21 protein-coding genes and 1 riboswitch are annotated in these 26030 nt (G+C 72.7%); of the genes, 11 read left to right on the forward strand and 10 right to left on the reverse strand.

Translation table 11 applies throughout. The features are described 5' to 3' along the window. The first annotated feature begins 1 nt into the window (after nucleotide 1). The 4 genes from ACFOSY_RS30780 to ACFOSY_RS30795 all read left to right on the forward strand — a co-directional run bounded on the left by ACFOSY_RS30780 (nucleotide 2) and on the right by ACFOSY_RS30795 (nucleotide 6318). Nucleotides 2-1573: an NADH-quinone oxidoreductase subunit M gene (locus ACFOSY_RS30780; protein ID WP_394313241.1), complete on the forward strand. Its 1572-nt coding sequence runs from the start codon at nucleotides 2-4 to the stop codon at nucleotides 1571-1573. Continuing rightward, on the forward strand, nucleotides 1570-3222 hold the full coding sequence (nuoN, locus tag ACFOSY_RS30785) for an NADH-quinone oxidoreductase subunit NuoN (RefSeq protein WP_394313244.1): 1653 nt from the start codon (nucleotides 1570-1572) through the stop codon (nucleotides 3220-3222). Before ACFOSY_RS30780 ends, nuoN begins: the two co-directional genes overlap by 4 nt. A gap of 150 nt (nucleotides 3223-3372) precedes the next feature. After that, nucleotides 3373-5355: a DNA helicase RecQ gene (recQ, locus tag ACFOSY_RS30790; RefSeq protein WP_394313246.1), complete on the forward strand. Its 1983-nt coding sequence runs from the start codon at nucleotides 3373-3375 to the stop codon at nucleotides 5353-5355. Between the two features lie 72 nt (nucleotides 5356-5427). Continuing rightward, a complete protein-coding gene (locus ACFOSY_RS30795; protein WP_394313248.1) occupies nucleotides 5428-6318 on the forward strand; it encodes a DUF1963 domain-containing protein in 891 nt (296 codons plus the stop codon). Between the two features lie 39 nt (nucleotides 6319-6357). Here ACFOSY_RS30795 and ACFOSY_RS30800 read toward each other — a convergent pair whose 3' ends face one another. Continuing rightward, the gene (locus ACFOSY_RS30800) at nucleotides 6358-7296 is read right to left on the reverse strand and encodes a M56 family metallopeptidase (RefSeq protein WP_394313251.1); all 939 of its coding nucleotides are present in this window, start codon (nucleotides 7294-7296) and stop codon (nucleotides 6358-6360) included. Between the two features lie 156 nt (nucleotides 7297-7452). Next, complete coding sequence (gene fahA, locus ACFOSY_RS30805) at nucleotides 7453-8667, reverse strand: fumarylacetoacetase (RefSeq protein ID WP_394313254.1); 1215 nt, start codon at nucleotides 8665-8667, stop codon at nucleotides 7453-7455. A gap of 288 nt (nucleotides 8668-8955) precedes the next feature. Between fahA and ACFOSY_RS30810 the strand changes: the two genes are divergently transcribed. Then, nucleotides 8956-9828: an HAD family hydrolase gene (locus ACFOSY_RS30810; protein ID WP_394313257.1), complete on the forward strand. Its 873-nt coding sequence runs from the start codon at nucleotides 8956-8958 to the stop codon at nucleotides 9826-9828. Here ACFOSY_RS30810 and ACFOSY_RS30815 read toward each other — a convergent pair. Further along, on the reverse strand, nucleotides 9792-10268 hold the full coding sequence (locus ACFOSY_RS30815) for a transglycosylase SLT domain-containing protein (protein ID WP_086680242.1): 477 nt from the start codon (nucleotides 10266-10268) through the stop codon (nucleotides 9792-9794). The genes ACFOSY_RS30810 and ACFOSY_RS30815 overlap by 37 nt on opposite strands. Nucleotides 10269-10272: 4 nt before the next feature. Continuing rightward, a riboswitch (cyclic di-AMP (ydaO/yuaA leader) is annotated at nucleotides 10273-10442 on the reverse strand. Between the two features lie 526 nt (nucleotides 10443-10968). Between ACFOSY_RS30815 and ACFOSY_RS30820 the strand changes: the two genes are divergently transcribed. The 4 genes from ACFOSY_RS30820 (at nucleotide 10969) to ACFOSY_RS30835 (ending at nucleotide 15460) form a co-directional block, all read left to right on the forward strand. Further along, nucleotides 10969-11979, forward strand: coding sequence for a polyprenyl synthetase family protein (locus tag ACFOSY_RS30820; protein ID WP_394313260.1), 1011 nt, complete (start codon nucleotides 10969-10971; stop codon nucleotides 11977-11979). A gap of 304 nt (nucleotides 11980-12283) precedes the next feature. Then, nucleotides 12284-13528, forward strand: coding sequence for a LolA family protein (locus ACFOSY_RS30825; RefSeq protein ID WP_394313263.1), 1245 nt, complete (start codon nucleotides 12284-12286; stop codon nucleotides 13526-13528). A gap of 41 nt (nucleotides 13529-13569) precedes the next feature. Then, the gene (locus ACFOSY_RS30830) at nucleotides 13570-14550 is read left to right on the forward strand and encodes an ABC transporter ATP-binding protein (protein WP_394313265.1); all 981 of its coding nucleotides are present in this window, start codon (nucleotides 13570-13572) and stop codon (nucleotides 14548-14550) included. Then, complete coding sequence (locus tag ACFOSY_RS30835; RefSeq protein WP_394313268.1) at nucleotides 14537-15460, forward strand: ABC transporter permease; 924 nt, start codon at nucleotides 14537-14539, stop codon at nucleotides 15458-15460. The genes ACFOSY_RS30830 and ACFOSY_RS30835 overlap by 14 nt, the downstream gene beginning before the upstream one ends. A gap of 79 nt (nucleotides 15461-15539) precedes the next feature. Here ACFOSY_RS30835 and ACFOSY_RS30840 read toward each other — a convergent pair whose 3' ends face one another. Both ACFOSY_RS30840 and ACFOSY_RS30845 read right to left on the reverse strand, forming a co-directional pair. Beyond that, the gene (locus ACFOSY_RS30840; RefSeq protein WP_394313270.1) at nucleotides 15540-16706 is read right to left on the reverse strand and encodes an amidase; all 1167 of its coding nucleotides are present in this window, start codon (nucleotides 16704-16706) and stop codon (nucleotides 15540-15542) included. After that, entirely contained in the window at nucleotides 16703-17209 is a 507-nt protein-coding gene (locus tag ACFOSY_RS30845) for a DUF6668 family protein (RefSeq protein ID WP_394313272.1), read from the reverse strand. The genes ACFOSY_RS30840 and ACFOSY_RS30845 overlap by 4 nt, the downstream gene beginning before the upstream one ends. A gap of 158 nt (nucleotides 17210-17367) precedes the next feature. On the opposite strand from ACFOSY_RS30845, the gene ACFOSY_RS30850 reads away from it, so the two are divergent. Beyond that, a complete protein-coding gene (locus ACFOSY_RS30850) occupies nucleotides 17368-18744 on the forward strand; it encodes a tetratricopeptide repeat protein (RefSeq protein ID WP_394313274.1) in 1377 nt (458 codons plus the stop codon). Nucleotides 18745-18774: 30 nt separating this feature from the next. Here ACFOSY_RS30850 and ACFOSY_RS30855 read toward each other — a convergent pair whose 3' ends face one another. The 3 genes from ACFOSY_RS30855 to ACFOSY_RS30865 form a co-directional block, all read right to left on the reverse strand. Continuing rightward, nucleotides 18775-19263, reverse strand: coding sequence for a VOC family protein (locus ACFOSY_RS30855; protein WP_394313277.1), 489 nt, complete (start codon nucleotides 19261-19263; stop codon nucleotides 18775-18777). Nucleotides 19264-19309: 46 nt separating this feature from the next. Next, nucleotides 19310-20365 (reverse strand): EamA family transporter RarD, encoded by a 1056-nt coding sequence (rarD, locus tag ACFOSY_RS30860; RefSeq protein WP_394313279.1) that lies wholly within the window; start codon nucleotides 20363-20365, stop codon nucleotides 19310-19312. Between the two features lie 185 nt (nucleotides 20366-20550). Next, nucleotides 20551-21405 (reverse strand): SDR family oxidoreductase, encoded by an 855-nt coding sequence (locus tag ACFOSY_RS30865; RefSeq protein ID WP_394313281.1) that lies wholly within the window; start codon nucleotides 21403-21405, stop codon nucleotides 20551-20553. A 209-nt stretch (nucleotides 21406-21614) separates the two neighbouring features. Between ACFOSY_RS30865 and ACFOSY_RS30870 the strand changes: the two genes are divergently transcribed. Beyond that, nucleotides 21615-22838 carry an FG-GAP-like repeat-containing protein gene (locus ACFOSY_RS30870; RefSeq protein ID WP_394313283.1) on the forward strand — a complete coding sequence of 408 codons (1224 nt, stop codon included), beginning with the start codon at nucleotides 21615-21617 and terminating at the stop codon, nucleotides 22836-22838. 82 nt (nucleotides 22839-22920) lie between these two features. Here the strand turns inward: ACFOSY_RS30870 and ACFOSY_RS30875 are convergent, their stop codons facing one another. Further along, entirely contained in the window at nucleotides 22921-23979 is a 1059-nt protein-coding gene (locus ACFOSY_RS30875) for a 2-oxoacid:ferredoxin oxidoreductase subunit beta (RefSeq protein ID WP_394313286.1), read from the reverse strand. Further along, nucleotides 23972-25900 carry a 2-oxoacid:acceptor oxidoreductase subunit alpha gene (locus ACFOSY_RS30880; RefSeq protein ID WP_394313288.1) on the reverse strand — a complete coding sequence of 643 codons (1929 nt, stop codon included), beginning with the start codon at nucleotides 25898-25900 and terminating at the stop codon, nucleotides 23972-23974. The genes ACFOSY_RS30875 and ACFOSY_RS30880 overlap by 8 nt, the downstream gene beginning before the upstream one ends. Between the last annotated feature and the right edge of the window lie 130 nt (nucleotides 25901-26030).

The following is a 26030-nucleotide window of genomic DNA, read 5'->3' on the forward strand; positions in this document are numbered from 1 at the left end:
GATGTCCTTTCCTCTCCTGACAGCGACGGCGGCGCTCCCGGCCATCGGGGCGATCGCCACGGCCGCCGTACCGGCCGCGAGGCGCACGGCGGCCAAGTGGCTGGCCCTGCTGTTCTCGCTGGCCACCCTCGCCCTGGCGATCACCGTCCTGGTCCGCTTCGACCCGGACGGGGAGCGCTACCAGCTCACCGAGTCCCACTCCTGGATCGCCGACTTCGGCGTCCGCTACGAACTGGGCGTGGACGGCATCGCGGTGGCGCTGATCGCGCTGACCGCCCTGCTGATCCCGTTCATCGTGCTGGCCGGCTGGCACGACGCCGACCCGCTGGAGACCGGCAGCAGGCGGTGGCGGCCGACGCAGGGCTTCTTCGCCCTGATCCTGGCCGTCGAGGCGATGGTGATCATCTCCTTCGAGGCCACCGACGTCTTCCTCTTCTACATCTTCTTCGAGGCCATGCTCATCCCGATGTACTTCCTCATCGGAGGCTTCGGGGACCGTGCGCACGAGCACGGCGAGGAGAAGGCGGCCACCCAGCGGTCGTACGCGGCGGTGAAGTTCCTCCTCTACAACCTGGCCGGCGGTCTGATCATGCTGGCCGCGGTGATCGGGCTGTACGTGGTCGCGGGGAACTTCTCCCTCACCGAGATCGCCCAGGCCCGCGCGAACGGCGAGCTGGAGATGGCGACCAGCACCGAACGCTGGCTGTTCCTCGGCTTCTTCTTCGCCTTCGCGGTGAAGGCGCCGCTGTGGCCGCTGCACACCTGGCTGCCCAACGCCGTGCAGGAGTCCACCGCCCCGGTCGCCGTGCTGATCACGGCGGTGGTCGACAAGGTGGGCACCTTCGCGATGCTCCGCTTCTGCCTCCAGCTGTTCCCGGAGGCCAGCAAGTGGGCCACGCCGGTGATCCTGGTGCTGGCGGTGATCAGCATCATCTACGGCGCGCTGCTCGCCGTCGGCCAGCGCGACATCAAGCGGCTGATCGCCTACGCCTCGATCTCGCACTTCGGCTTCATCGTGATGGGCATCTTCGCGATGACCAGCCAGGGCCAGTCCGGGGCGACGCTCTACATGGTCAACCACGGCATCTCGACCGCCGTGCTGATGCTGATCGCCGGCTTCCTGATCTCCCGGCGCGGCTCCCGGCTCATCGCCGACTTCGGCGGTGTGCAGAAGGTGGCCCCGGTGCTCGCCGGCACCTTCCTGATCGGCGGTCTCGCCACCCTCTCGCTGCCGGGCCTGGCGCCCTTCGTCAGTGAGTTCCTGGTCCTGGTCGGCACGTTCACGCGCTATCCGGTGATCGGGATCATCGCCACCTTCGGCATCGTGCTCGCCGCGCTCTACACCCTCGTCCTGTACCAGCGGACGATGACCGGCCCGGTGAAGCCCGAGGTCGCCGCGATGCCCGACCTCAAGGTGCGGGAGATCGCGGTGGTGGCGCCGCTGGTCGTGCTGCTGGTGTTCCTGGGCGTCTACCCGAAGCCCGTGACGGACGTCGTGAACCCGGCGGTGAAGCAGACCTTGTCCGACGTACAGAAGAAGGACCCCCAGCCCGAGGTGGAGGCGGCCAAGTGAGCGCAACAGCAGCCGTCCACAGCCTGTGGACAACCGCGGCCGATCCGATCGCCAAGATCGACGCACCCAAGATCGAGTACGGTCAGCTCGCACCCACGCTGATCGTCCTCGGCGCGGCGCTCGTCGGGGTGCTGGTCGAGGCCTTCGTACCGCGCAAGTCCCGTTACTACGCGCAGATGTTCGTCTCCGCGGTCGCCCTGGTCGCCGCGTTCGCCGCGGTCGTGGCGCTCGCCGCCGACGGATACGCGACCACCAAGGCGGGCATCGCCGCGATGGGCGCGATCGCCGTCGACGGACCCGCGCTCTTCCTCCAGGGCACGATCCTGCTCACGGCGCTGGTGGGCCTGTTCACCTTCGCCGAGCGCCGGCTCGACCCGGAGGCGCACGGCAACCGCGTCGACTCCTTCGCCGCGCAGGCCGCCGCCGTCCCCGGCAGCGACAGCGAGAAGCGGGCCGTGCAGGCCGGGTTCACCACCACCGAGGTGTTCCCGCTGCTGCTCTTCGCCGTCTCGGGCATGCTGGTCTTCCCCGCGGCCAACGACCTGCTGACGCTGTTCGTGGCCCTGGAGGTCCTCTCCCTCCCGCTGTACCTGCTGTGCGCGCTGGCCCGGCGCAAGCGGCTGATGTCGCAGGAGGCGGCGGTCAAGTACTTCCTGCTCGGCGCCTTCGCCTCCGCGTTCACGCTGTTCGGCATCGCCCTGCTCTACGGCTACGCGGGCTCCATGTCGTACGCGACGATCGCGCAGGTCGTCGACGGCACCGTCCCGGAGATCACCCCCGCGCTCGCCGACACCATGGGCAACGACGCGCTGCTGCTGATCGGCGCGGGGCTGCTGGTGATGGGCCTGCTGTTCAAGGTCGGCGCGGTGCCGTTCCACATGTGGACGCCCGACGTCTACCAGGGCGCGCCCACCCCGGTCACCGGCTTCATGGCGGCGGCCACCAAGGTCGCGGCGTTCGGCGCCCTGCTGCGCCTGCTGTACGTGGTGCTGCCGGGGCTGCGCTGGGACTGGCGGCCGGTCATGTGGGGCGTCGCGATCGTCACCATGCTGGCCGGCGCGATCGTGGCGATCACCCAGACCGACATCAAGCGCCTGCTGGCGTACTCGTCGATCGCGCACGCGGGCTTCATCCTCGCGGGTGTCATCGCGGCCACGCCGTCGGGCATCTCGTCGGTGCTGTTCTACCTGGCGGCCTACTCCTTCGTGACGATCGGCGCCTTCGCCGTGGTCACGCTGGTGCGGGACGCGGGCGGCGAGGCGACCCACCTGTCCCGGTGGGCGGGCCTGGGCCGGCGCTCCCCGCTGGTGGCGGCGGTGTTCGCGGTGTTCCTGCTCGCCTTCGCGGGCATCCCGCTGACCTCGGGCTTCGCGGGTAAGTTCGCCGTGTTCAAGGCGGCGGCGGAGGGCGGGGCGACTCCGCTGGTCGTCGTCGGCGTGATCTCCTCGGCGGTCGCGGCGTTCTTCTACATCCGCGTCATCGTGCTGATGTTCTTCAGCGAGCCGCGCCCGGAGGGCCCGACCGTCGCGGTGCCGTCGCCGCTGACGATGACGGCGATCGCGGTCGGTGTGGCGGTCACGGTGGTGCTCGGCGTCGCGCCGCAGTACTTCCTGGACCTGGCGGGGGACGCGGGGGTGTTCGTGCGCTGACGCACCCCGCCGTACCCACGACACGGCCCGGTACCCCGACGCGGGGTGCCGGGCCGCTGCCGTTCCGGGCCTGTGGACAACTCCGGGGCTGTCGGTCCGGACGCCTATGGTGGACGCAGTGGCCGAGGTACGGCCGCGGGGGACGGGACGATGCACGGGACGGACGGTGTCGCCGGGATGGCAGTGACGGACAGTGAGGCGCTGGCTGCGCTGCACCGGGTCTTCGGCTACGAGAGCTTCCGCGGCGAGCAGGAAGCGGTCGTCGACCATGTGATCGCCGGCGGTGACGCGGTCGTGCTCATGCCGACCGGCGGCGGCAAGTCGCTCTGCTACCAGATCCCGGCCCTGGTCCGGCCCGGCACGGGCGTGGTCGTCTCCCCGCTGATCGCGCTCATGCAGGACCAGGTCGACGCGCTGCGGGCGCTCGGCGTGCGGGCCGGCTTCATGAACTCGACGCAGGACTTCGACGAGCGGCGGACGGTGGAGGCGGAGTTCCTCGCCGGCGAGCTGGACCTGCTCTACCTGGCGCCGGAGCGGCTGCGCCTGGACAGCAGCCTCGACCTCCTCTCCCGCGGCAAGATCTCCGTGTTCGCCATCGACGAGGCGCACTGTGTCTCCCAGTGGGGCCACGACTTCCGGCCGGACTACCTCACCCTGTCCGTGCTGGGGGAGCGGTGGCCGGACGTGCCCCGCATCGCCCTCACCGCGACCGCCACGGACGCCACGCACCGGGAGATCACCGAGCGGCTGGGCATGCCGGACGCCCGGCACTTCGTGGCCAGCTTCGACCGGCCCAACATCCAGTACCGGATCGTGCCCAAGGCCGACCCGCGCAAGCAGCTCCTCGCCTTCCTGCGCGAGGAGCACGCCGGGGACGCGGGCATCGTGTACTGCCTCTCGCGCAACTCGGTGGACAGGACCGCCGAGTTCCTCTCGCGCAACGGCATCGAGGCGGTGCCGTACCACGCGGGGCTCGACGCGGGGACGCGCGCCGCGCACCAGGCGCGGTTCCTGCGCGAGGAGGGCCTGGTCGTGGTGGCGACCATCGCCTTCGGCATGGGCATCGACAAGCCGGACGTCCGCTTCGTCGCCCACCTCGACCTGCCCAAGTCGGTGGAGGGCTACTACCAGGAGACGGGCCGCGCGGGCCGCGACGGGCTGCCGTCCACGGCATGGATGGCCTACGGGCTGAACGACGTCGTCCAGCAGCGCAAGCTGATCCAGACCGGCGAGGGCGACGAGGCGTTCCGGCGGCGGGCGGGCCAACACCTGGACGCCATGCTCGCCCTGTGCGAGACCGTGCACTGCCGCCGCGCCGGGCTCCTCGCCTACTTCGGCCAGGAGCCGTCCGGGGAGAACTGCGGCAACTGCGACACCTGCCTCGCCCCGCCGGAGACCTGGGACGGCACGGTCGCGGCGCAGAAGGTGCTGTCCACGGTGGTGCGGTTGCAGCGGGAGCGCGGGCAGAAGTTCGGCGCGGTGCAGATCGTGGACATCCTGCTGGGCCGCCGCACCGCCAAGGTGATCCAGTTCGACCACGACCAGCTCTCCGTGTTCGGCATCGGCGAGGAGCTGAGCGAGGCTCAGTGGCGCGGCGTGATCCGCCAGTTGCTGGCCCAGGGACTGCTCGCGGTCGAGGGCGACTACGGCACGCTGGTGCTGACCGAGGCCAGCGGGTCGGTGCTGCGGCGGGAGCGGGAGGTGCCGCTGCGCAAGGAGCCCGAGAAGCCGGCCGTGTCCCGCGCGGGCGGCGGGTCGGGGCGCGGCGACCGCAAGGCGAAGGCGGCCGCGGCCGAGCTGCCCGAGGAGCTCCGCCCGGCGTTCGAGGCGCTCCGCGCCTGGCGCGCCGAGCAGGCCAAGGAACAGGGCGTCCCGGCGTACGTGATCTTCCACGACGCCACCCTGCGGGAGATCGTCACGGTGTGGCCCACGTCGGTGGAGCAGCTCGGCGGGATCGGCGGTGTGGGCGAGAAGAAGCGGGCGACGTACGGGGAGGGGGTCGTGGCGGCGCTGGCGGCGCTCACCAGGCCCGGGGACGGCGGCGCCGCGGACGCCGGACCGGCGGGCGGCCCCGCCGCGGGCGGCGAGGACGACTGGCCCCAGGAGGAGCCGGAGCCCGACGGATGGGAGTGAGGGTCGTCGTCCCCGTGCCCGAGGCACACCGTGCGACGGCGGGTGTCAGTGCCCCGTGCCACAGTGCGGGGCATGCGCACACCTGACGAATTCCGCGCGGCCGCCCGTGAGTTGGGCGTGTCCGACGCTTCCCTCACGCTGATCCTCGAGCATCTGCGGCCCGCCTGGACGCTGACGATCGGGCAGGGCTCGGCGGGATGGCTGGGCGGGTATCCGGAGCTGCCGGCCGGCATGGAGTGGAGCGGCGAACAGGTCCTCGTCGCCGACGTCGACCTGGCCGCCCTGCCGGAGCACGCCCTGGACCCCGGGCTGCCCGGGGAGGGGCGGCTGCTGCTCTTCGCGGAGGAGTACTTCGACCCGTTCACCGACGACGACCTGACCGACGGGCCGCCCGAGCCTCCCTACGCGCTGTACATCCCGCCGGGCACGGAGACGGTCGCCTGGCGTCCTCCGCCCGGGAGCGAGGTCTTCGCCCTCGAGCGCAGGCCGCTCGGGGCCGCCGCCGTCTGGGACCTGCCCGAGGAGATGGACCTGAGCATCTACGGCACCGACCCGGCACAGATGCCCGCCTGGGAACGGGAGCGGTACGACGAGGCCGTGGCTCTCCAGGAGGCGGTCCGGGAGTTCAGGTCGCTCGCGGGGAAGCTGACTCCTCTGACCGTCCAGGACTCGTACTGGGTGAAGCTGTGCGGAGTGGCGCACCCGCAGCAGGAGGCCGTGGAGGCCGACGTCGTCGACCGGATCGAGAGCCGGAGCGCGAGCCGGGAGGGCGGCCCGCATCCGGACGAGTACGACTCCGGCCTCCCCACCAGGCAGCAGCGGGAAGCGGCCTGGAAGACCCTGGCCGAGGCCGGGGAGAGCGGCGTCTTCGGCCGGGGCGACGGGGTGCTGTACTGGATGGTGCCGGGCGCCGACCTGGCCGTCCGCAGGTTCGACCGCACCGAAGTGGTCTACCAGTGCTGACCGCGGCGCCCGTTCCCGTGCCCGCCCCGCCCGGCCCGGTCACGGCAGCGCCGTCAGCCCCGGCGCGAAGGTGATGAGGAGCGGGACCAGGGGGACCAGCGAGGCCGCTGCCGTGGTCAGGGCGCGGTGTCGGCGGCCGAGGCGTGGCGGCGGCTCCAGCAGGCGGTCGACGCGCTCGCCGAGCAGCCGGTGGCTGGAGGAGCAGGACAGCACGCCCCGGTGCTGGTTGAGCTCGATCAGCGCCAGCGCGGTGGTCAGATGGCCGCAGCGGCGGGAGGCCGTGTCGTCGGCGGACAGCTCCACCAGACGGTGGGTCTGCTCGCAGAAGTGGGCGAACAGCGGGACGCGCGGAAAGCCGGCCGCCAGCGCCGCGGACAGATGCAGCAGCCAGTCGTGGCGGGCCCGGGCGTGACCGCGCTCGTGGGTGAGGACCGCGTCCAGCTGATGGTCGGTGAGACGCTGGAGCGCGCCGGTCGTGACGATGAGCTGGGGCGGGCTGCCCGGCATCCACCAGGCGTCGGGGTACTCCTCCTCCAGCACCAGCAGCGGCCCCCGCCCCGAGGGGAGCCCCGCCGGGAGGTCGGGCGCGCGGTCCCGCAGATGCGCGCGGGCGCCCGCGCGCCGGCGGCGGGCCTCGACCAGCTCCCGGGCGAGCATCGCCGTGGTCCAGGCCGCGCCGCAGGCCAGCAGCACGGTGAGGACGGCCGTCCAGGGCGAGGCGGCCGACAGGTCGTAGGCGGCGGTCACCGCGGGCGGCGCCGGCGCGAACAGCTGGGCGCGGACGGTCCCGAAGACGGCGGCGGCGCCCAGCGCCAGGGCGGTCAGACAGCACAGCAGGACGGTGGCGACCAGGCACTGCCACACCCAGAGGGCGACGACCGGTTCCCGTTCCGGCCAGGTCGCCCGGGTCAGCACGCGGGGGACGGGCACGGCGGCGGTCAGGGCGACCACGCTGAGCAGGAGCAGGCAGTACGTCATGCCACGGGCTCCGGATCCTGTCGGGAGAAGCGGCTCGGGGACGTGCGGTGGTGCGGGCCGCGCGGCATGGAGAACGACGCACCGCCCGACGCCAAGTATGACGGCGAAGGGCGGTGCGAGTCAGCGTGGTTGTGCGCCTCGGTAGGGCCGGTGGGGTCAGGGCGCGGGGACCACCCGTCCCGTCACCTCGCCGAGGCCCACCCGCACCCCGTCCGGTCCCGGCGCCCAGGCGGACAGCGTGACCACGTCGCCGTCCTCCAGGAACGTCCGCTTGCCGTCGGGGAGTTCGAGCGGGTCGCGGCCGTTCCAGGTCAGCTCCAGCAGGGAGCCGCGCTCCCGCTCGGTGGGACCGCTGACCGTGCCGGAGCCGTAGAGGTCGCCGGTGCGCAGGGAGGCGCCGTTCACCGTCATGTGGGCGAGCTGCTGGGCGGCCGTCCAGTACATGGTGGAGAAGGGGCACTCGGAGACGGTGTGGCCGTTGATGGTCACGGTGATGCGCAGGTCGTAGCCGCCGGGCTCCTCGCCGGAGTCGTCCAGGTACGGCAGCAGGTCGTGGGTGCGCCCGGGCGGGGCGACGCGCGCCTCCTCCAGGGCGTCCAGCGGGGTGATCCACGCCGACACCGAGGTGGCGAAGGACTTGCCGAGGAACGGGCCGAGGGGCACGTACTCCCAGGCCTGGATGTCGCGGGCGGACCAGTCGTTGAGCAGGCACAGGCCGAAGACGTGGTCGCGGTAGGCGTTCAGCGGCACGGGCCGCCCCTGCTCGGAGGGGACGCCGACGACGAAGCCGACCTCGGCCTCGATGTCCAGCCGCACGGACGGGCCGAAGACCGGGGCGGCGTCGGCGGGCGCCTTGCGCTGCCCGGAGGGGCGCACCACGTCGGTGCCGGACACCACGACGGTGCCGGAGCGGCCGTGGTAACCGATCGGCAGGTGCTTCCAGTTGGGGGTCAGGGAGTCGGCGGCGTCGGGGCGGAAGATCTGCCCGACGTTCCGCGCGTGGTTCTCCGAGGCGTAGAAGTCGACGTAGTCCGCGACCTGGAACGGCAGATGCAGGGTCACCTCGGACAGCGGGTGGAAGAAGGGCTCGACCGTCTCCCGGTGCGCCGGGACCGTCACCCACGCGGTGAGCGCGCGGCGCACGTCCGACCAGGCCGTGCGGCCCGCCGCCAGCAGCGGGTCGAGGCTGGGGCGGGCGAGCAGGGAGGCGTACGGGGAGCCCAGGGCGTGTGCCGCCGCGCCGGCGTCGAGGACGTGGTCGCCCAGCCGGACGCCCACGGTGCGCTCCGCCGAACCGGGGAGCGAGAAGACGCCGTACGGCAGGTTGTGCGGGCCGAAGGGGTCGCCCTCGGGGACATCGAAGGGGGGCATCGGGTGCTGCCTCGCTTTCGTGTGCGCGGGTGCGCCACGTGTCCGTGGCCGTGCCACACGTTACGGGGTCGCGTCCCGGTGGGCTCCTGCAATAGGGGACGGCTCACAGGGGCGCAGCACGAAACAAGGAGCCGGGCCCGGGTCCGGTGGAGCGCGGCGTGCTCGGTCACAAGGGAAAACAGTTCTCAACCGGTCGTGATCCGGCGGCACAAGAAGGCAAATCGCACGCAATGCGAGGGCATACGAGCGCGGTGAATCGGACGGTCCTCTTGTCCGTATTCTCTGATCATGGCCGCACCCACCGATTGTTCTCTCATCGCCACCGACCTGGACGGGACGCTGCTGCGCGGTGACGACACTCTCTCCGACCGCTCCCTCGCCGCCCTCGCCCGGGCCGAGCGGGCCGGTGCCCGGCACCTCGTGGTGACCGGCCGCCCGGCCCCCAGAGTGCGGTCGCTGCTCGACGACCTCGGCTGCACGGGGCTCGCGGTGTGCGGACAGGGCGCGCAGGTCTACGACGCCGCCGCGCACCGGATGCTGTGGTCGGTCCGGCTGGACCGGGAGCTGGCGGAGACCGCGCTCGGCAAGATCGAGGCCGAGGTGGGGGAGGTGTACGCCGCGGTCGACCAGGACGGGGTCGACGGGCTGACGCTGATCGAGCCGGGCTACCGGATGCCGCACCCGACGCTTCCGGCGGTGCGGGTGGAGCGGCGCGACGACCTGTGGGCGCGGCCGATCAGCAAGGTGCTGCTGCGCCACCCGGAGCTGTCGGACGACGCGCTGACGGCGGCGGCCCGGTCCGTGGTCGGCTCGCTGGCCACGGTCACGATGTCGGGGCCGGGCACGGTGGAGCTCCAGCCGTGCGGGGTCACCAAGGCGACCGGTCTCGCGCTGGCCGCCGGGCATCTGGGGCTGCGCCCCGAGGACACGATCGCGTTCGGGGACATGCCGAACGACGTCCCGATGCTCCGGTGGGCGGGCCACGGCGTCGCCATGGCCAACGCGCACCCGGAGCTGAAGGCGGTGGCCGACGAGGTCACCTCGTCGAACGAGGACGACGGCGTGGCCGTCGTCCTCGAGCGACTGTTCGGGCAGACGGCCGGTCTCGGCCGTCAGAGGTCGGCTCAGTACGCGCCGAAGACGTTGTCGATCGAGCCGTAGCGGTCGGCGGCGTAGTTGCAGGCCGCGGCGATGTTGGCGACCGGGTCGAACGGGTCGAAGGCGGTGCCGGGCACGTGGTACGCCTGGAAGGTCGGGTCGATGACCTGGAGCAGGCCCTTCGACGGGGTGCCCATGGCGGCGTTGGAGTCCCACAGGTTGATGGCGGCCGGGTTGCCGGACGACTCCCGCATGATGTTGCGGTGGATGGAGTCGTAGGAGCCGGGGATGCCGTTCTGCGCCATGATGTCCATCGCCTCGCGGATCCAGCCGTCGAGGTTGTCCGGGTACGCGGTCGTGGAGGCGGCGGTCGTGGCCTGGGTCGTGGGGGCCGCGGAGGCGCTGGTGGCGCCGAACAGCGGCAGCGCGACCACGGCGACGCCGGTGCCGGCGACGGCGAGGGAGCGGACGAGGCGGCGGCGCGACGAAGCGATGACGGGCATGTCTGAGGTTCCTCTCCTACGCCTGCGAGGTGAGCTGTCGGGTTCGGGCGGGAGAGTGCCCGGCCGTGCCCCTTCGGGCATGGCTTCACCCCCAGCCGTCCCGGCGCGGTGTCCGGTACGGCGACTTACCTGGGTCCCCCGCTCCTGCCGTGCGTGAGTTGTCGTCGGGTGTGATGCGGGTGGCGGCAGGACTGGGCGTCCACCCGGCAGGCCCGGAACGTATGCGAGAGCAGATGTCGGGAACAAGTGCGACGATCACACAAGGCCCCGTTTGATCTTGGGATGGGTGGTTTTGGGTGCTTGACCCTTTGCGATCGCCAAGGGTCAACTCCGTTGCGTGGAACGGAAGGACGGGCGTGTGCGAGGGTGGCCCGGCGACCGGTGTGCGCGTGACCCACTTCACGGACCGGTGGCCGTGAGTGCATTTGCGACCAAGAGGAATTGGCGCACCAAGACCGGCAAATCGGACTCAGGGGTGGGGCAGGATGGTTCAGAGGTCACTGTGTCCGGGAAGCCGAGGTATGTCCGTTGTTATCAGCCGATCAAAAACACTCCGCTTCTGATCCCGTATCGCCCTGCTTGTGACCCCGGGCCCTGGCGGTGATCGAAACCTGACCGGATACGCTGAGTCGAGTGGTGGCAGCGACCTATCGACAAACCGTGTAACCGCCAGCAGACACCAGCAGACAGGAGACCCCTCGTGACCGTCGTCGGGCCGTTCGGGCTGAGCGTGCGGGACCAGGCTCTGGAAGCCGATGTCCAGGCCGGATTGACGGCTGTCGAGGAAGGGCTGCTCGAAGCCACCAAGAGCGAGGTGCCGTTCATCACGGAGGCCGCCCAGCACCTGGTGCGGGCCGGCGGCAAGCGGTTCCGCCCGCTGCTCGTGATGCTCTCCGCCCGGTTCGGGGACCCCTACGCGCCCGGCATCGTGCCGTCGGCCGTCGTGGTGGAGCTCACCCACCTGGCCACGCTCTACCACGACGACGTGATGGACGAGGCCGAGGTGCGGCGCGGGGTCGCGAGCGCGAACACCCGCTGGGGCAACTCGGTCGCCGTGCTCACCGGCGACTTCCTCTTCGCCCGCGCCTCGCACATCCTGGCCGACCTCGGCCCGGAGGCGGTGCGGGTGCAGGCCGAGGCGTTCGAGCGGCTGGTCACCGGCCAGATCCTGGAGACCGCGGGCCCGCAGGACGGCCGCGACCCGGTCGACCACTACCTGGACGTGCTCGGCGGCAAGACCGGCTCCCTGGTCGCCGTCTCCTGCCGGTTCGGCGCGATGATGTCCGGCGCCGACGAGACCGTGGTGGACGTCCTCACGCAGTACGGCGAGCGGCTCGGCGTCGCCTTCCAGCTCGCCGACGACGTCCTCGACATCGCCTCCGACTCCCACGAGTCCGGCAAGACCCCCGGCACCGACCTGCGCGAGGGCATCGCCACCCTGCCCGTGCTGCGGCTGCGCGAGCGGGCGGCCCGGCTCGGCCTCGCCGAGGACCTCGCCCTGTGCGAGCTGCTCGACTCCGACCTCACCGACGACGCCCGGCACGCCGAGGCCCTGCGCCTGCTGCGCGCCCACCCCGCGCTCGGCCAGGCCCGCCGGGACACCGTGCGCTACGCCGAGGAGGCGCGTGCCGCGCTCGCCCCGCTGCCGGACGGCCCCGCCAAGGCGGCGCTCGTCGAGCTGTGCGACGCCGTGGTGCACCGGGCCGGCTGACACCCGCCCCTGCCCCGCCCGGTCGCCCCAGCCGGCTGTGCAGCCGGGCCGTCCCGCCCGGCTGCCCCCGTACGCCTCCGGTACCCGGGTGACCCCTACGGGGCGGGTGAGCCTGCGTCGTCCGTGTCATACCGCAGCAGTACGCGGAGTTGAGCCCGCGGTCTGACGATTCCGTCCCGCGGATTTGGTCAGATGGACCACGACGGACAACACCACTTCTCACCGTTTCGGGTGAGAATGGCGGCCCGGGCCGAACTGCTGCGAGGACACGGACGGAAGCCGCCGCCGACCACGGAGGGCACACATGGCACCGAACGAGACCGACGACACGACGACCGCGGGGGAGGTCGAGGAGCGGAGCGCCGGCCGCCGCAGGGCCGCGCGGTACGTCGTCCCCGTCACCGTGATGGGCGTGGCGGCCGCGACGATCGGACTCGTCCCGGCGCTCGCCGACTCCGGCGACCCCGACCTGCCGGAGATCACCGCCGCGCAGCTCATCGAGAAGATCGCGCAGTCGGACGTGGAGCGGCTGTCCGGCACCGTGAAGATCACCACCGACCTCGGGCTGCCGAACCTCGGCGGGCTGGAGAGCGGTCTGCTGTCCGGCGCGGCGGGCGGAGGCGAGGACGGCGAGGGCTCCTCCGCCGACCCGTCCGGCCGGCTCACCGAGCTGGCGTCCGGCACGCACACCCTGCGCGTCGCCGCCGACGGCCCGGACCGCCAGAAGCTGTCGCTGCTGGAGAACGCGGCCGAGTACAGCCTGATCCACAACGGCAAGGACGTCTGGGGCTACGACAGCGCGTCCAACGAGGTCTACCACGCCACCGTCGACGAGGCGGACGCGGCGGACACGGCCCGGCGCGGCGAGCAGCGGCCCCCGGCCACCCCGAAGGACTTCGCGGAGGAGGCGCTGAAGGCCGTCGACGACACCACGTCCGTGAAGGTCGACGGCACCGCCCAGGTGGCAGGCCGCGACGCCTACCGGCTGGTGGTCGAGCCCAAGCAGTCCGGCTCCACCGTCGGCGCCGTCAGCATCGCCGTGGACTCCAAGACGGGCATGCCGCTGAAGTTCACGCTCACCCCGTCGAGCGGCGGCTCGGCCGTCGTGGACGTCGGCTTCACCCAGGTGAGCTTCGACCGCCCGGACGCCTCCACGTTCGCGTTCACCCCGCCCAAGGGCGCCAAGGTGACCGAGGACACCGAACAGGACCGCCGCCACGGCGACTTCGGCGGGAAGCCGGAGCGCGGTCCGAAGTCCGAGGAGGACCTGGCCAAGGGCTTCGAAGGGCTGACGACGCTCGGCGAGGGCTGGAACACCGTCGCCGTCTTCGACAGCGGCTCCGGCTCCGGCCTGCCCACCGGTGAGGAGGCCGGCGGCGACCTCGGCGGCTTCGTCGGCTCGCTCGGCGACCCGGTCAAGGGCGACTTCGGCACGGGCACGGTGTTCAGCACCCGCCTGGTCAACGCCCTGATCACCGACGACGGCAAGGTCTACGTGGGTACGGTCACCAAGGACGCGCTGGTGAAGGCGGCCGAGGCGGGGAAGTAGCACCCCGCACCCACCGACGCGGCGAGGGGAACGGGGAGCCGATGCACGACACGTCCGCCACCGAGCAGCCGGGCGACGGGCGGTCCCCGGGTGACGCCGTGGTCGTCACCCGCGGGCTGACCAAGCGGTACCGCGGCGGACAGCTCGCCGTCGACGGTCTGCACCTGACCGTACCGGCGGGCAGCGTCTTCGGCTTCCTCGGCCCCAACGGCTCCGGCAAGACCACCACCATCCGCATGCTGATGGGCCTGATCGAGCCGACCTCCGGGACGGCGCACGTGCTGGGGCGTCCCATGCCCCGCTCCGCGCGCGCCGTCCTGCCGCACGTCGGCGCCCTCATCGAGGGGCCCGCCCTCTACGGCTTCCTCTCCGGCCGCGACAACCTTCTCCGCTACGACGCCGCCGACCCCACCGCCGACCCGCGCACCCGCACGGCCCGCGTCGCCGCCGCCCTGGACCGGGTGGGCCTCACGGCCGCGTCCGGCAAGAAGGCGCGCGCGTACTCCCTCGGCATGAAACAGCGCCTCGGTCTCGCCGCCGCCCTGCTGCGGCCCCGCCGGCTGCTGGTGCTGGACGAGCCGACCAACGGCCTCGACCCGCAGGGCATGCGGGAGATCCGCGCGCTCGTCCGCGAACTCGCCACCGACGGCACGACCGTCTTCCTCTCCTCCCACCTGCTCGACGAGATCGAGCAGGTCTGCACGCACGTCGCCGTGATGGCGCGCGGTCGGCTGATCACGCAGGGACCGGTCGCCGAACTGGCCGCGGGCGCCCGGGGCCGCCTGGTCGTCACCACGCCCGACCCGACGGACGCGGCCCGGGTGCTGAAGGAGCAGGGGCTCGCCGACGTCGTGGCCGACGGCGACCGGGTGGGCGCCGAGCCGCCGGCGCGGGACCTCGCCGAGGTGAACGCGGCCCTGGTCACGGCGGGGGTGCGGGTGCGCGGGTTCGGGGTCGAACGGGCGTCGCTGGAGGACGCGTTCGTGGCGCTGACGGGGGAGGGGTTCGATGTCGCGGGCTGAGGTTCCGGCGGAGGTTCCCGCGGAGGTTCCTGCGGAAGCGGGGACGACGGAGACGGCGACGGCCGTACGGGCGGCGCGTCCGCTGTGGACGCTCGGGCTGTTCCGCGACGAGCTGCGCACCACCTTCCGGCGCTGGCGCACCCTCGCCCTGCTGGGCGTGCTGGCCGCCGTGCCGGTGCTCGTCGGGATCGCCGTGCGGATCGAGACCGGCGACGGCTCGTCCTCCTCAGGCGGCGGGGGACCCGCGTTCGTCTCGCAGATCACCAACAACGGCCTGTTCCTCGTCTTCACCGCGCTCGCCGCGACCCTGCCGTTCTTCCTGCCCATGGCGGTCGGGGTGATCGCGGGCGACGCCGTGGCGGGTGAGGCGGGCGCCGGCACCCTGCGCTATCTGCTGGTCGCCCCCGCCGGCCGCACCCGCCTGCTGCTCACCAAGTACGCGACGGTCGTGGCGTTCTGCCTGGCCGCCACCCTGGTGGTCGCCGTCTCCGCGCTGGCCGTGGGCGCGCTGCTGTTCCCGCTGGGCGATCTGACCACCATCTCCGGCACCCGCATCACCTTCGGCGAGGGACTCCTCCGGGCCCTGCTGATCGCCCTGGTCGTCGCCGCGTCCCTGCTCGGGGTCGCCGCCCTCGGCCTGTTCGTGTCCACGCTGACCAACAGCGGCATCGCGGCGATGGCCACCACGGTCGGACTGCTCATCACCGTCCAGATCCTCGACCAGATCCCCCAGCTGCACGCCCTGCACCCCTACCTGTTCTCGCACCACTGGCTGTCCTTCGCCGACCTGATGCGCGAGCCGGTCTACTGGGACGACCTGACGAAGAACCTCGGTCTTCAGGCCCTCTACGCGGCCGTCTTCGGCTCGGCGGCCTGGGCACGGTTCACGACGAAGGACGTCACGGCGTAGGCGCGCCCCGAAAAGGCGGGAACTGCGCGACCACCCCCCCCCTCACCCGCAGCTGGAGGCGCTGTCGTGCGCGGAGCCCTCACGAAGCCGCCCACGCAGGCGGCCGGAGGGCGGTGACTGCGCCACACCGTTCCCCCTCCGCCGCCACCGCGAGCAGCAGCTCCTCCCGGTCGCGTGCGGAGACGCACTGAAGCCCCGCCGGGCAACCAAGCGCGCCGACACCGGCCGGGAGGCTCGACGCGGGGTGGCCGCTGAGGTTGAACGCCCAGGTGAGCGCGGTGGAGTAGGTGTCGCCGGGGCCGTCGTGGCCGTGCGGCGCGGTCGGCGTCGTGGGGGTGAGCAGCAGGTCGGCGCGGCCGAACAGGTCGTGCAGACGGCGGTCGTTGGCGGCGCGGACGCGGTGGGCGCCGGCGGGGTCGGCTCCCGGGGTGCGCAGGGTGAGCCAGGCGGGGCCGGGGTCGAGAAGGGACAGCCGGACCGGTGGCCGCGCGAGGCGCACGATGCCCGCCTCGACCAGGCGCTCGACCGCCCCCAGCGCCAGGGCGACCTGCTCGGGGTCGGGGTCGGCGTACCCCAGGTCGGGTGACCAGACGGCGGTGAGAGGGAAGCGCGGGGCCGTCGCCTCGGGACGCCGCGACACGAGCCGCCACCAGAGGCCCGCGTCCGCCGCCGTACGGGCGAGAACGCCGGGCGTGGCCAGACCCGTACGGTCGCCCGACGGGAACCGGCCGCCGGTCACCTTCAGCCCCGTCACCCCGCACCACGCCGCCGGGATCCGCACCGAGCCCGCCCCGTCGGCGCCCGTCGCCAGCGGCACCAGCCCGGCCGCCACCGCCACCGCCGCCCCCGCCGAGGACCCGCCCGGCGTACGGTCCGCCCGCCACGGGTTGACGGTACGGCCGCGCGCCCCGAGCCCCCACGTCTGCCAGGGCGTCCCCGGACCCGGCACGGAGGTGGCGCCCACGGCGACCGCACCGGCCATGAGCAGCGGCTTTGCCGCCCGCAGTCCGCGCCGCCCCTTCACCGCGACCGGCACCCCGGCCAGCGGCAGGCGCTCCCCGGCGGCGACCCGCGCGTCCACCTCGCCCGCCCGCCGCAGCGCCTCCTCCTCCCACACCTCGAGGAACGCGCACAGCACCGGATCGGCGCGTTCGATCCGCGCGAGCGCCTCCGCGACCACGTCCACGGCCCGGCGCGCGCCCGCTCGCACGGCGTCCGCGATCTCCCGCGCGCCCTCCCCGCTCACCGAAGGGCGCCGGTGAGACGGGCCAGCGGCTCCGTCTCGCGCGGCGGCCGGCCGCCCAGGTCGCCGAGACGCCAGTCGGGCACCCACGGCACCCGGTACACGTCGATCAGCGGCTCGATCAGCCGCACCCGGTGCGCGAGGGGACGCGGGAGCCGGCCCGGCGCGTCCGCGACGAGGACGACCGCGTCCAGGTCGAGCCCGTGGGGCGCCTCCCCGCGCCGGAACAGCTCGACGGCCGGCAGCACCGCGTCCAGTCCGGCCGCGTGGGTGCGGGCGACGAGCAGCACCGAACGCGGCGCGTCCGGCCCGGGCCAGGACCGCCCGCAGTCGTGGCCGCCGTAGACCGCGGCGAGCGTGGAGACGCCCGCGCCGCCGTGCAGGCCGACCCAGGAGAAGCGGCGGGCCGCCGCCCGTGCGGGCGCCGGCCCCGGAGGGTCCGCCTCCGGCGTCGTCACCGGCCCCCGCAGCCAGATCTCCGGTCCCTGTCCCGTGCCTGCTCGCATGTCCCTCTCCTGCTCGGCCGCCCGGTCGTCCATGCCCCGCGCCCGGTACGGAACCGGGCCTCCGGCCCTTGGGACGAGCCTGTGACAACGCGGTGACGTGCACAGCGCGCGCGAGCGGACACACTCGACGGTAGGTGTACGACCCGAATAGGGGAACGATGTCTCGACTCAGCCGCGAGAAGAAGCGGGAACAGCAGCAGGCCGCGGACCCGGCGAACCGTGCGGCGGTACGGGTCGACGTCCGTGTCCCGGCCGACGGGTCGGACGAGCCGGGAGCCTACGTCGACGGCGTGCGGGTGATCGCGGGCCCCGGCGAGGAGATCCAGCAGGCGGTGCTGAACCGCCTGCACCGCATCGCCGTCGCCTCCGGCCACGCCGTGCACGCCACCGTGCGCGACGAGCGCATCGGGTACGTCGTCCCGCTCCGGGTCGCCCCCGACGGCTCCAGCGCGTTCGCCGCACAGCCGGTGCAGCTGCGCGGGCGCGGGAGGGAGGAGACGTCGGCACGGACCGAGGCTGGTGGCATACCGGCGGCTGCGGAGACGCCTGTACGTCCGACGGCTGAGCGGCATCATGCGCCGTCCGCCGCACTCGAGCCCGATCGACATCGCACCGCACCCGAGCCGTCCGCCCCCGCCCGCGGGTCCGACCGGGACCGTCCGACCCACCTGCTCCGGCCGGTCCCCGAGTCCGACGCCCCGCGGACCCTCCGCCTCGGCGGGACGCCCGGGACGCCCGCGACGTCCGGGACCCCCGCGCCCTCCAACCCCGTCCCCCCGTCCGGCACCCCGGCGGCCGACTCCCCGCCCACCGCCCGGCTGCGGACCCTCCCGCCCCCGCCGCCGGAGCCGGCCCGCGGCAGCACCCCGCCCGGCACCGTCGCGCCGCCGACGGGCGTGTTCGGGCCGCCCCCGGACATGGGCGCCCGGCCGCACCCCGGCGCGGAGCGCACCGCCGCGCCCGACCCCGACCTCGCGGCCGCGCTCGACGCCGACCCGGACCCCAAGCCCACCCCGCCCCGCGGCTTCGACGCCGTCGCTGAGGCCGTGCTCGGCGACGAGCCGGCCGCCCCCGCCGGCAGCCCTCTCGCGGACCCGATGGAGCGGATCAACGACGCCGTGCGGGCGGGCAGGATCGACACGGCCGCCCGCCTCGCCGACGAGACCCTGGAGCACGCGGCCCGGACGCTCGGCGCCGAGCACCCCGAGGTGCTGCGCCTGCGCGAGCTGACCGCGTACATCGCCTACCTGGCCGGTGAGCCGGTGCGCGCCTTCCGGCTCTCCCTCGACCTCGCCGTCGCCTGCCGGCGTGCGGGCGACGGGGAGGCCGCCTACGGCAACGTCCGCAGCGCGGCCACCGCGTGGCGGGGCGTGCGCGACCCCCTGCTCGGGCTGGAGCTGGGCCGTGAGCTGACGGCGCTGTGGACCGAGCTGGCGGCCGAGGGCGGCCCCGCCGCCGACGAGGCGGAGGAACTGGACTCCGCCCGCGCCCGCATGGACCGCCTCACCGCCCGCGCCCGCGACCAGCGAGGATGACCTGACTCCGATGGGAGCCGCCCAGGCCGCCTAGTGGAGGCAGAACTCGTTCCCCTCCGGGTCCGCCATCACGACCCAGCTCCCGGAGGGCTCCTCCACCCGCCGCAGCACGCGGGCGCCGAGCGCCTCGAGCCGGGCCAGCTCCTCGTCACGGCGGTCCACACCGGGGTGCAGGTCGAGGTGGAGCCGGTTCTTGACCGTCTTCTCCTCGGGCACCCGCTGGAACAGCAGCCGCCGCCCGCGCCCGGTCCCGCTCTCCTCCTCGTAGGGGTCGTCGGGGTGCCGTACGGCTGCCAGGTCGCGCCAGGCGCGGCGGCCGTGCGACTCGACGGTGAGCGCCTCGGGAACGGCCCCCGCGGCGAGCAGCTTCTCGATGAGCGGGCTGTTGTCCTCGACCGCGTAGTGCAGGGCGGCGGCCCAGAAGTCCGCCTGGGCGTGCGGGTCGGCCGCGTCGACGACGACCTTCCAGTGCACCGGCGTGGCCGGCGCAGGTGTCTGCGTCGTGGATGTCTGCGTCATGCGCCCGTTATAGGGGACGGCACCGACAACGCCGTCCCGCCGCGCGCTACGGCTTGGCCTCCAGCGCCTCCGCCGGCTCCGTTTCCGCAGTCCCCGTCTCCGTCTCCGTTTTCGGCTCGCTCAGCGGCGCGGCGGCCGGCACGGCCCCTCCGGCGCCCGGCGTGACGGTGGTGTCGCCCGCGCCGGCGCGACGGCCGGACAGCGCGCGGGCGGCACGGCGGGCGGTGCGCAGCGCGTCCCAGGTGAGCAGGGTGAGCGCCAGCCACACCAGCGCGAACCCGGCCCAGCGCTCCGGCGGCATGGCCTCCTTGAAGTAGAGGATGCCGAGCAGGAACTGGAAGACCGGCGCCAGGTACTGGAGCAGCCCCAGCGTGGACAGCGGCACACGGATCGCCGCGGCGCCGAAGCAGACCAGGGGGAGCGCGGTGACGATGCCGGTCGCCGCGAGCAGCAGCGCGTGCCCCGCGCCCTCGGCGCCGAAGGTCGACTCGCCCTGGGCGCCCAGCCACACCAGGTAGCCGAGTGCGGGCAGGAACTGGATCGCGGTCTCGGCGGCAAGCGACTCGACGCCGCCGAGGTTGACCTTCTTCTTGACCAGCCCGTAGGTCGCGAAGGAGAAGGCGAGGCACAGGGAGATCCACGGCGGCCGGCCGTAGCCGACGGTGAGGACGACGACCGCGAGGGCGCCGATCCCGACGGCGGCCCACTGGGCGGGCCGCAGGCGTTCCTTCAGCAGCAGGACGCCCATGGCTATGGTGACCAGCGGGTTGATGAAGTAGCCGAGGGACGCCTCGACGACGTGCCCGGAGTTCACCGACCAGATGTAGACGCCCCAGTTGACGGTGATGACGGCCGCGGCCACCGTGATCAGGGCCAGCCTGCGAGGCTGACGCACCAGCTCGCCGATCCACGCCCAGCGGCGGACGACGGCCAGCGCGGCGGCGACGAAGACCAGCGACCACACCATCCGGTGGGCCAGGATCTCCACCGCGCCCGCCGGCTTGAGCAGGGGCCAGAACAGGGGGACGAGCCCCCACATCCCGTACGCCGCGAAGCCGTTCAGCAGTCCTGTGCGCCGCTCTGCGGCCGGCTTCCCGGTCACGGGCCCCTCCTTCATGTCCCACGCGTTCTGTAGTCGTCCGGGGGGCCGCCGACGCGCGTGCGGTACCCGCCCGGACGACGGTAACGCCGCACACCCCCACGTGTCATGTCCGTACCGGCATACGGTCATGACGGTGGGGGTGTCCGGCGTCTCGCGCGGAGACCCGAGCCCTCGCGGCCCGGAGGTCAGCCCTTCAGCGCGATGGCGATCGCCTCGGCGAGCGGGGTGGTCGGGCGGCCGGCCAGCCGGGACAGGGCACCGCTGTCGACCACCAGCTGACCCTCGGCGATCGACGCGTCCACGCCCGCGAACATGGCCGCCATCGGCTCGGGCAGCCCCGCGCCGACCAGGATGTTCGTCAGCTGCTCGGGCGTGACCGGGTGGTAGGCGATCTCCCGGCCGCTCTGCCGGCTCAGCTCGGCCGCGTACTCGGCGAAGCTCCACGCCTCGTCGCCGCCCAGCTCGTACGTCGCGTTCTCGTGCCCCTCGCCGGTCAGCACCGTGACGGCGGCGGCCGCGTAGTCGGCCCGGGAGGCGGAGGAGACCCGGCCCTCGCCCGCGGCGGCGACCACCGCGTTGTGCTCCAGCACCGGCCCCAGGTTCTCGGTGTAGTTCTCGTGGTACCAGCCGTTGCGCAGCAGCACGTACGGCACGCCCGAGTCGAGCAGCGCCCGCTCCGTGCCTCGGTGGTCGTCGGCGAGCGAGGCGGTCAGCGTGGCGGGGGCGCTGGTGTAGGCGAGCAGGGCGACACCGGCCGCCTTGGCCGCGTCGATGACGAGGGAGTGCTGCCGCACCCTGCCCTTGTCGAACTCGTTGCCCGAGATCAGCAGGACCTTGTCGCCGGCCGCGAACAGGCCGTCGAAGGTCTCGGGTGCGTTGTAGTCGGCGACCGCGACCCGTACCCCCCGCCCGGCGAGGTCCGCCACCTTCTCCGGGCTGCGTACGACGGCCGTGACCTGCTCGGCCGGGACCTTCTCCAGCAACTGCTCCACCACATGACGGCCGAGCTTCCCGCTGGCTCCGGTGACGACGATGCTCATGATGCGACCACTCCTCAGAGGTGCGTGTGTGCACTAACCATACGACGGGCGCTAACTTTTGGAAAGTGCATCTCGGTGCGTACAAGGAGCCCGCGTTGCTCTACGATCACGCTCGCGCGTACGGCCGCTGAACGGCGCGGGCGATCCGCCGGGAGCCGTCGCATGGGGGTGCGAGAAGCGGGCGCGCATCACTGGAGGGGACTCATCCAATGCGGAAACGTTTCAACCGGGGCATCGCCGCGCTCGTCGGCCTCACCCTGGCCGGCACCGCCCTGACCGTCACGACCGCCGCCCCGGCGGCAGCGAGCTCCTACGACTGCCCGTCCGGCTACTTCTGCGGCTGGGCGAGCGAGAGCGCCACGGGCTCGATGTGGAAGACGAACAAGAACCTCGCGGACCTGGGCAGCTGGGACAACAAGATCCACTCGTACGTCAACCGTACGCAGTCGATCGCCTGTATGTACGAGGACAAGAACTACGTCCCGTGGGGCGGGTACTCGGCCCAGGAACCGAACACGCCCGGCGAGTGGGCCAGTTACCCGGTCGCGACCACCAGCTCGATCAAGTTCGTCCGTACCGAGCGGGAATGCAGTCAGCCCGCCTACCCGAGCTGGTACTCCGAGCCGTCCCCGACGGCCGCCGGCTTCGGCGACATGAACGGCGACCGCAGGGCCGACGTCCTCACCCGTGACCTGGCCGGACGGCTCTGGTTCACCCCGGGCGACGACACCGGCCGGCTCATCGGCTCGGGCGGCTGGAACGCCATGAACACCCTGACCCGGCACGGCGACTTCACCGGCGACCGCCGCGAGGACCTCGTCGCCCGGGAGAAGGCCACCGGCAAGCTGTGGCTCTACCCCGGCACCGGCACCGGCTCCCTCGGCTCGCGCAGGCTGCTCGGCGCGAGCGGCTGGAACTCGATGAACCACATCACCGCCTACGGCGACCTGACCGGCGACGGACGCTCCGACCTGATCGCCGTGCAGAAGTCCACGGGCGCCCTGTGGCTGTACCCGGGCGCCTCGGGCTCCCGGCTGGGCGCGCGCAAGCTGATCGGCTCCGGCGGCTGGAACGGCATGAACGCCCTGGCCGGCATGGGCGACGTCACCGGTGACGGCCGCCCCGACCTCTACGCCCGCGAGAAGGCCACCGGCAAGCTGTGGCTGTACCCGGGCACCTCCACCGCCCGGCTCGGCGCGCGCAAGCTCGTCGGCAGCGGCGGCTGGAACTCGATGGAGCACCTGATCGCGGTCGGCGACTTCTCCGGCGACGGCCGTCCCGACCTCGCCGCCGTGACCAACGAGAATCTCGTGATCGACGGCTATCAGGGTCACCCTGGCTGGCTGGTCACCTACCGCGGACGGGCCGGCGGCACCCTGTACGGGGCGCAGCGGACCCACGGCGAGTGGTGGGGCCTCGGCGACTTCGCCTGAGGCCGCCCTCCGCGCCAAGGAAGGGCCCCGGCATCCACCGCGTGGACGCCGGGGCCCTTCCCCGTTCTTCAGACGCGGGTGCTCAGCCGACGACGGTCCAGGTGTCCCCGCCGGCGAGGAGCGCGGCGAGGTCGCCCTTGCCGTGCTGGTCGACGGCGGTGTCGAGCTGGTCGGCCATGAGGGTGTCGTAGACCGGCCGGTCGACGGAGCGGAAGACGCCGATGGGGGTGTGGTGGAGGGTGTCGGGGTCGGCGAGGCGGGACAGGGCGAACGCGGTCGTCGGGGACGCGGTGTGGGCGTCGTGGACGAGGATGTCCGCCTCGTTGTCCGGTGTGACGGCGACGACCTTCAGATCCCCGGTGGCGGGATCGCGGACGACGCCCTTGGAACCGTCGGCGCCGAAGCGGATGGGCTGTCCGTGTTCCAGGCGGATGACGGCTTCCTGGGCCTGCTGCCGGTCCTTGAGGACCTCGAAGGCGCCGTCGTTGAAGATGTTGCAGTTCTGGTAGATCTCCACCAGGGCGGTGCCGGGGTGGTCGGCGGCCTGGCGCAGCACCTCGGTGAGGTGCTTGCGGTCGGAGTCGACGGTGCGGGCGACGAAGGACGCCTCTGCGCCGATCGCCAGCGACACCGGGTTGAAGGGCGCGTCGAGGGAGCCCATCGGCGTCGACTTGGTGATCTTGCCGACCTCGGAGGTGGGGGAGTACTGGCCCTTGGTGAGTCCGTAGATGCGGTTGTTGAACAGCAGGATCTTGAGGTTGACGTTGCGGCGCAGGGCGTGGATGAGGTGGTTGCCGCCGATGGACAGGGCGTCGCCGTCGCCGGTGACGACCCAGACGCTCAGGTCGCGGCGGCTGGTGGCCAGGCCGGTGGCGATGGCGGGGGCGCGGCCGTGGATGGAGTGCATCCCGTAGGTGTTCATGTAGTACGGGAAGCGGGAGGAGCAGCCGATGCCGGAGACGAACACGATGTTCTCCCGGGCCAGCCCCAGTTCCGGCATGAAGCCCTGCACGGCGGCCAGCACGGCGTAGTCACCGCAGCCCGGGCACCAGCGCACCTCCTGGTCGGACTTGAAGTCCTTCATCGTCTGCTTGCCCTCGGCCTTGGGCACGAGCTGGAGCAGCGTGTCGGCGTCAGTCATCGATGGCCTCCTTCAGCGCCGCGGCGAGCTGCTCCGCCTTGAACGGCATGCCGTTGACCTGGTTGTAGGAGCGGGCGTCGACCAGGTACTTCGCCCTGATGAGTGTGGCGAGCTGCCCGAGGTTCATCTCGGGGATCACCACCGTGTCGTATCCGCGCAGGATCTCGCCGAGGTTGCGGGGGAAGGGGTTGAGGTGGCGCAGATGGGCCTGCGCGATCCGGCCGCCCTCCTTGCGGATGCGGCGCACGGCCGCCGTGACCGGCCCGTACGTCGATCCCCAGCCCAGCACCAGGGTCCTCGCGCCGTCCGGGTCGTCGACGTCGAGGTCGGGGACGTCGATGCCGTCGACCTTCGCCTGGCGGGTGCGGACCATGAAGTCGTGGTTGGCCGGGTCGTAGGAGATGTTCCCGGTGCCGTCCTGCTTCTCGATCCCGCCGATCCGGTGCTCCAGCCCCGGCGTGCCGGGGATCGCCCAGGGGCGGGCCAGGGTGTGCGGGTCGCGCTTGTAGGGCCAGAACACCTCGGCGCCGTCGGCGGTGGTGTGGTTCGGGCCCTGCGCGAACTGCACCGTCAGATCGGGCAGCTCCTCCAGCTCCGGGATCCGCCACGGCTCGGAGCCGTTGGCCAGATAGCCGTCGGAAAGCAGGAAGACCGGGGTGCGGTAGGCCAGTGCGATCCGCGCCGCCTCCAGGGCGGCGTCGAAGCAGTCCGCCGGCGTGCGCGGCGCCACCACCGGCACCGGCGCCTCACCGTTGCGGCCGTACATCGCCTGAAGCAGATCCGCCTGCTCCGTCTTGGTCGGCAGCCCGGTCGACGGGCCGCCGCGCTGGATGTCCACCACCAGCAGCGGCAGCTCCAACGACACCGCCAGCCCGATCGTCTCCGACTTCAGCGCCACACCCGGCCCGGATGTCGTCGTCACCGCCAGCGACCCGCCGAAGGCGGCACCGAGCGCCGCGCCGATCCCGGCGATCTCGTCCTCCGCCTGGAACGTGCGCACCCCGAAGTTCTTGTGCCGGGACAGCTCGTGCAGGATGTCCGACGCCGGCGTGATCGGGTAGGAGCCCAGAAACAGCGGCAGGTCCGCCTGCCGGGACGCGGCGATCAGCCCGTAGGCCAGGGCCAGATTCCCGGAGATGTTGCGGTAGGTACCGGCGGGGAAGGTCTTGGTGGCCGGCGCCACTTCGTAGGAGACCGCGAAGTCCTCCGTGGTCTCCCCGAAGTTCCAGCCCGCCTGGAACGCCGCGACGTTCGCCGCCGCGATGTCCGGCTTCTTCGCGAACTTCGCCCGCAGGAACCGCTCCGTGCCCTCGGTCGGCCGGTGATACATCCACGACAGCAGACCCAGCGCGAACATGTTCTTGCTGCGCTCGGCCTCCCTGCGGGGCAGACCGGACTCCTTCAACGCCTCCAAGGTGAGCGTCGTCAGCGGCACCGGGTGCAGCTGATAGCCGTCCAGCGAACCGTCCTCCAGCGGAGACGTGTCGTAGCCGACCTTCGCCATCGCCCGCTTGGTGAACTCGTCGGTGTTGACGATGATCTCCGCACCGCGCGGCAGATCGCCGATGTTCGCCTTCAACGCTGCCGGGTTCATCGCCACCAGCACGTTCGGCGCGTCACCCGGGGTGAGGATGTCGTGGTCGGCGAAGTGCAGCTGGAACGACGACACCCCCGGCAGCGTGCCGGCCGGGGCGCGGATCTCGGCGGGGAAGTTCGGCAGCGTGGAGAGGTCGTTGCCGAACGACGCGGTCTCCGAGGTGAAACGGTCACCGGTGAGCTGCATCCCGTCACCCGAGTCCCCCGCGAACCTGATGATCACTCGGTCGAGCCGGCGGACATCCTTCGCCTCCGCCGCTGTGCGCTGCTCCCCTACGACTGTTCCGTCGGCCTGCTCCGCTGGGCTGCTGACCTGGCTGGTCACTGAACTGGACCTCCTCGAGGCGGCTGTCCGGGACGGCCTTCCCGCAGGCCTTCCCCGCATAAACCCTACGACCGTGAGGGGTGCCCACCATGAAACATTCGAGGGAAGGAACCAGATGGTGGACACGGCG

The organism is Streptomyces lusitanus (assembly GCF_042647945.1).
Lineage (GTDB): Bacteria > Actinomycetota > Actinomycetes > Streptomycetales > Streptomycetaceae > Streptomyces > Streptomyces pseudogriseolus.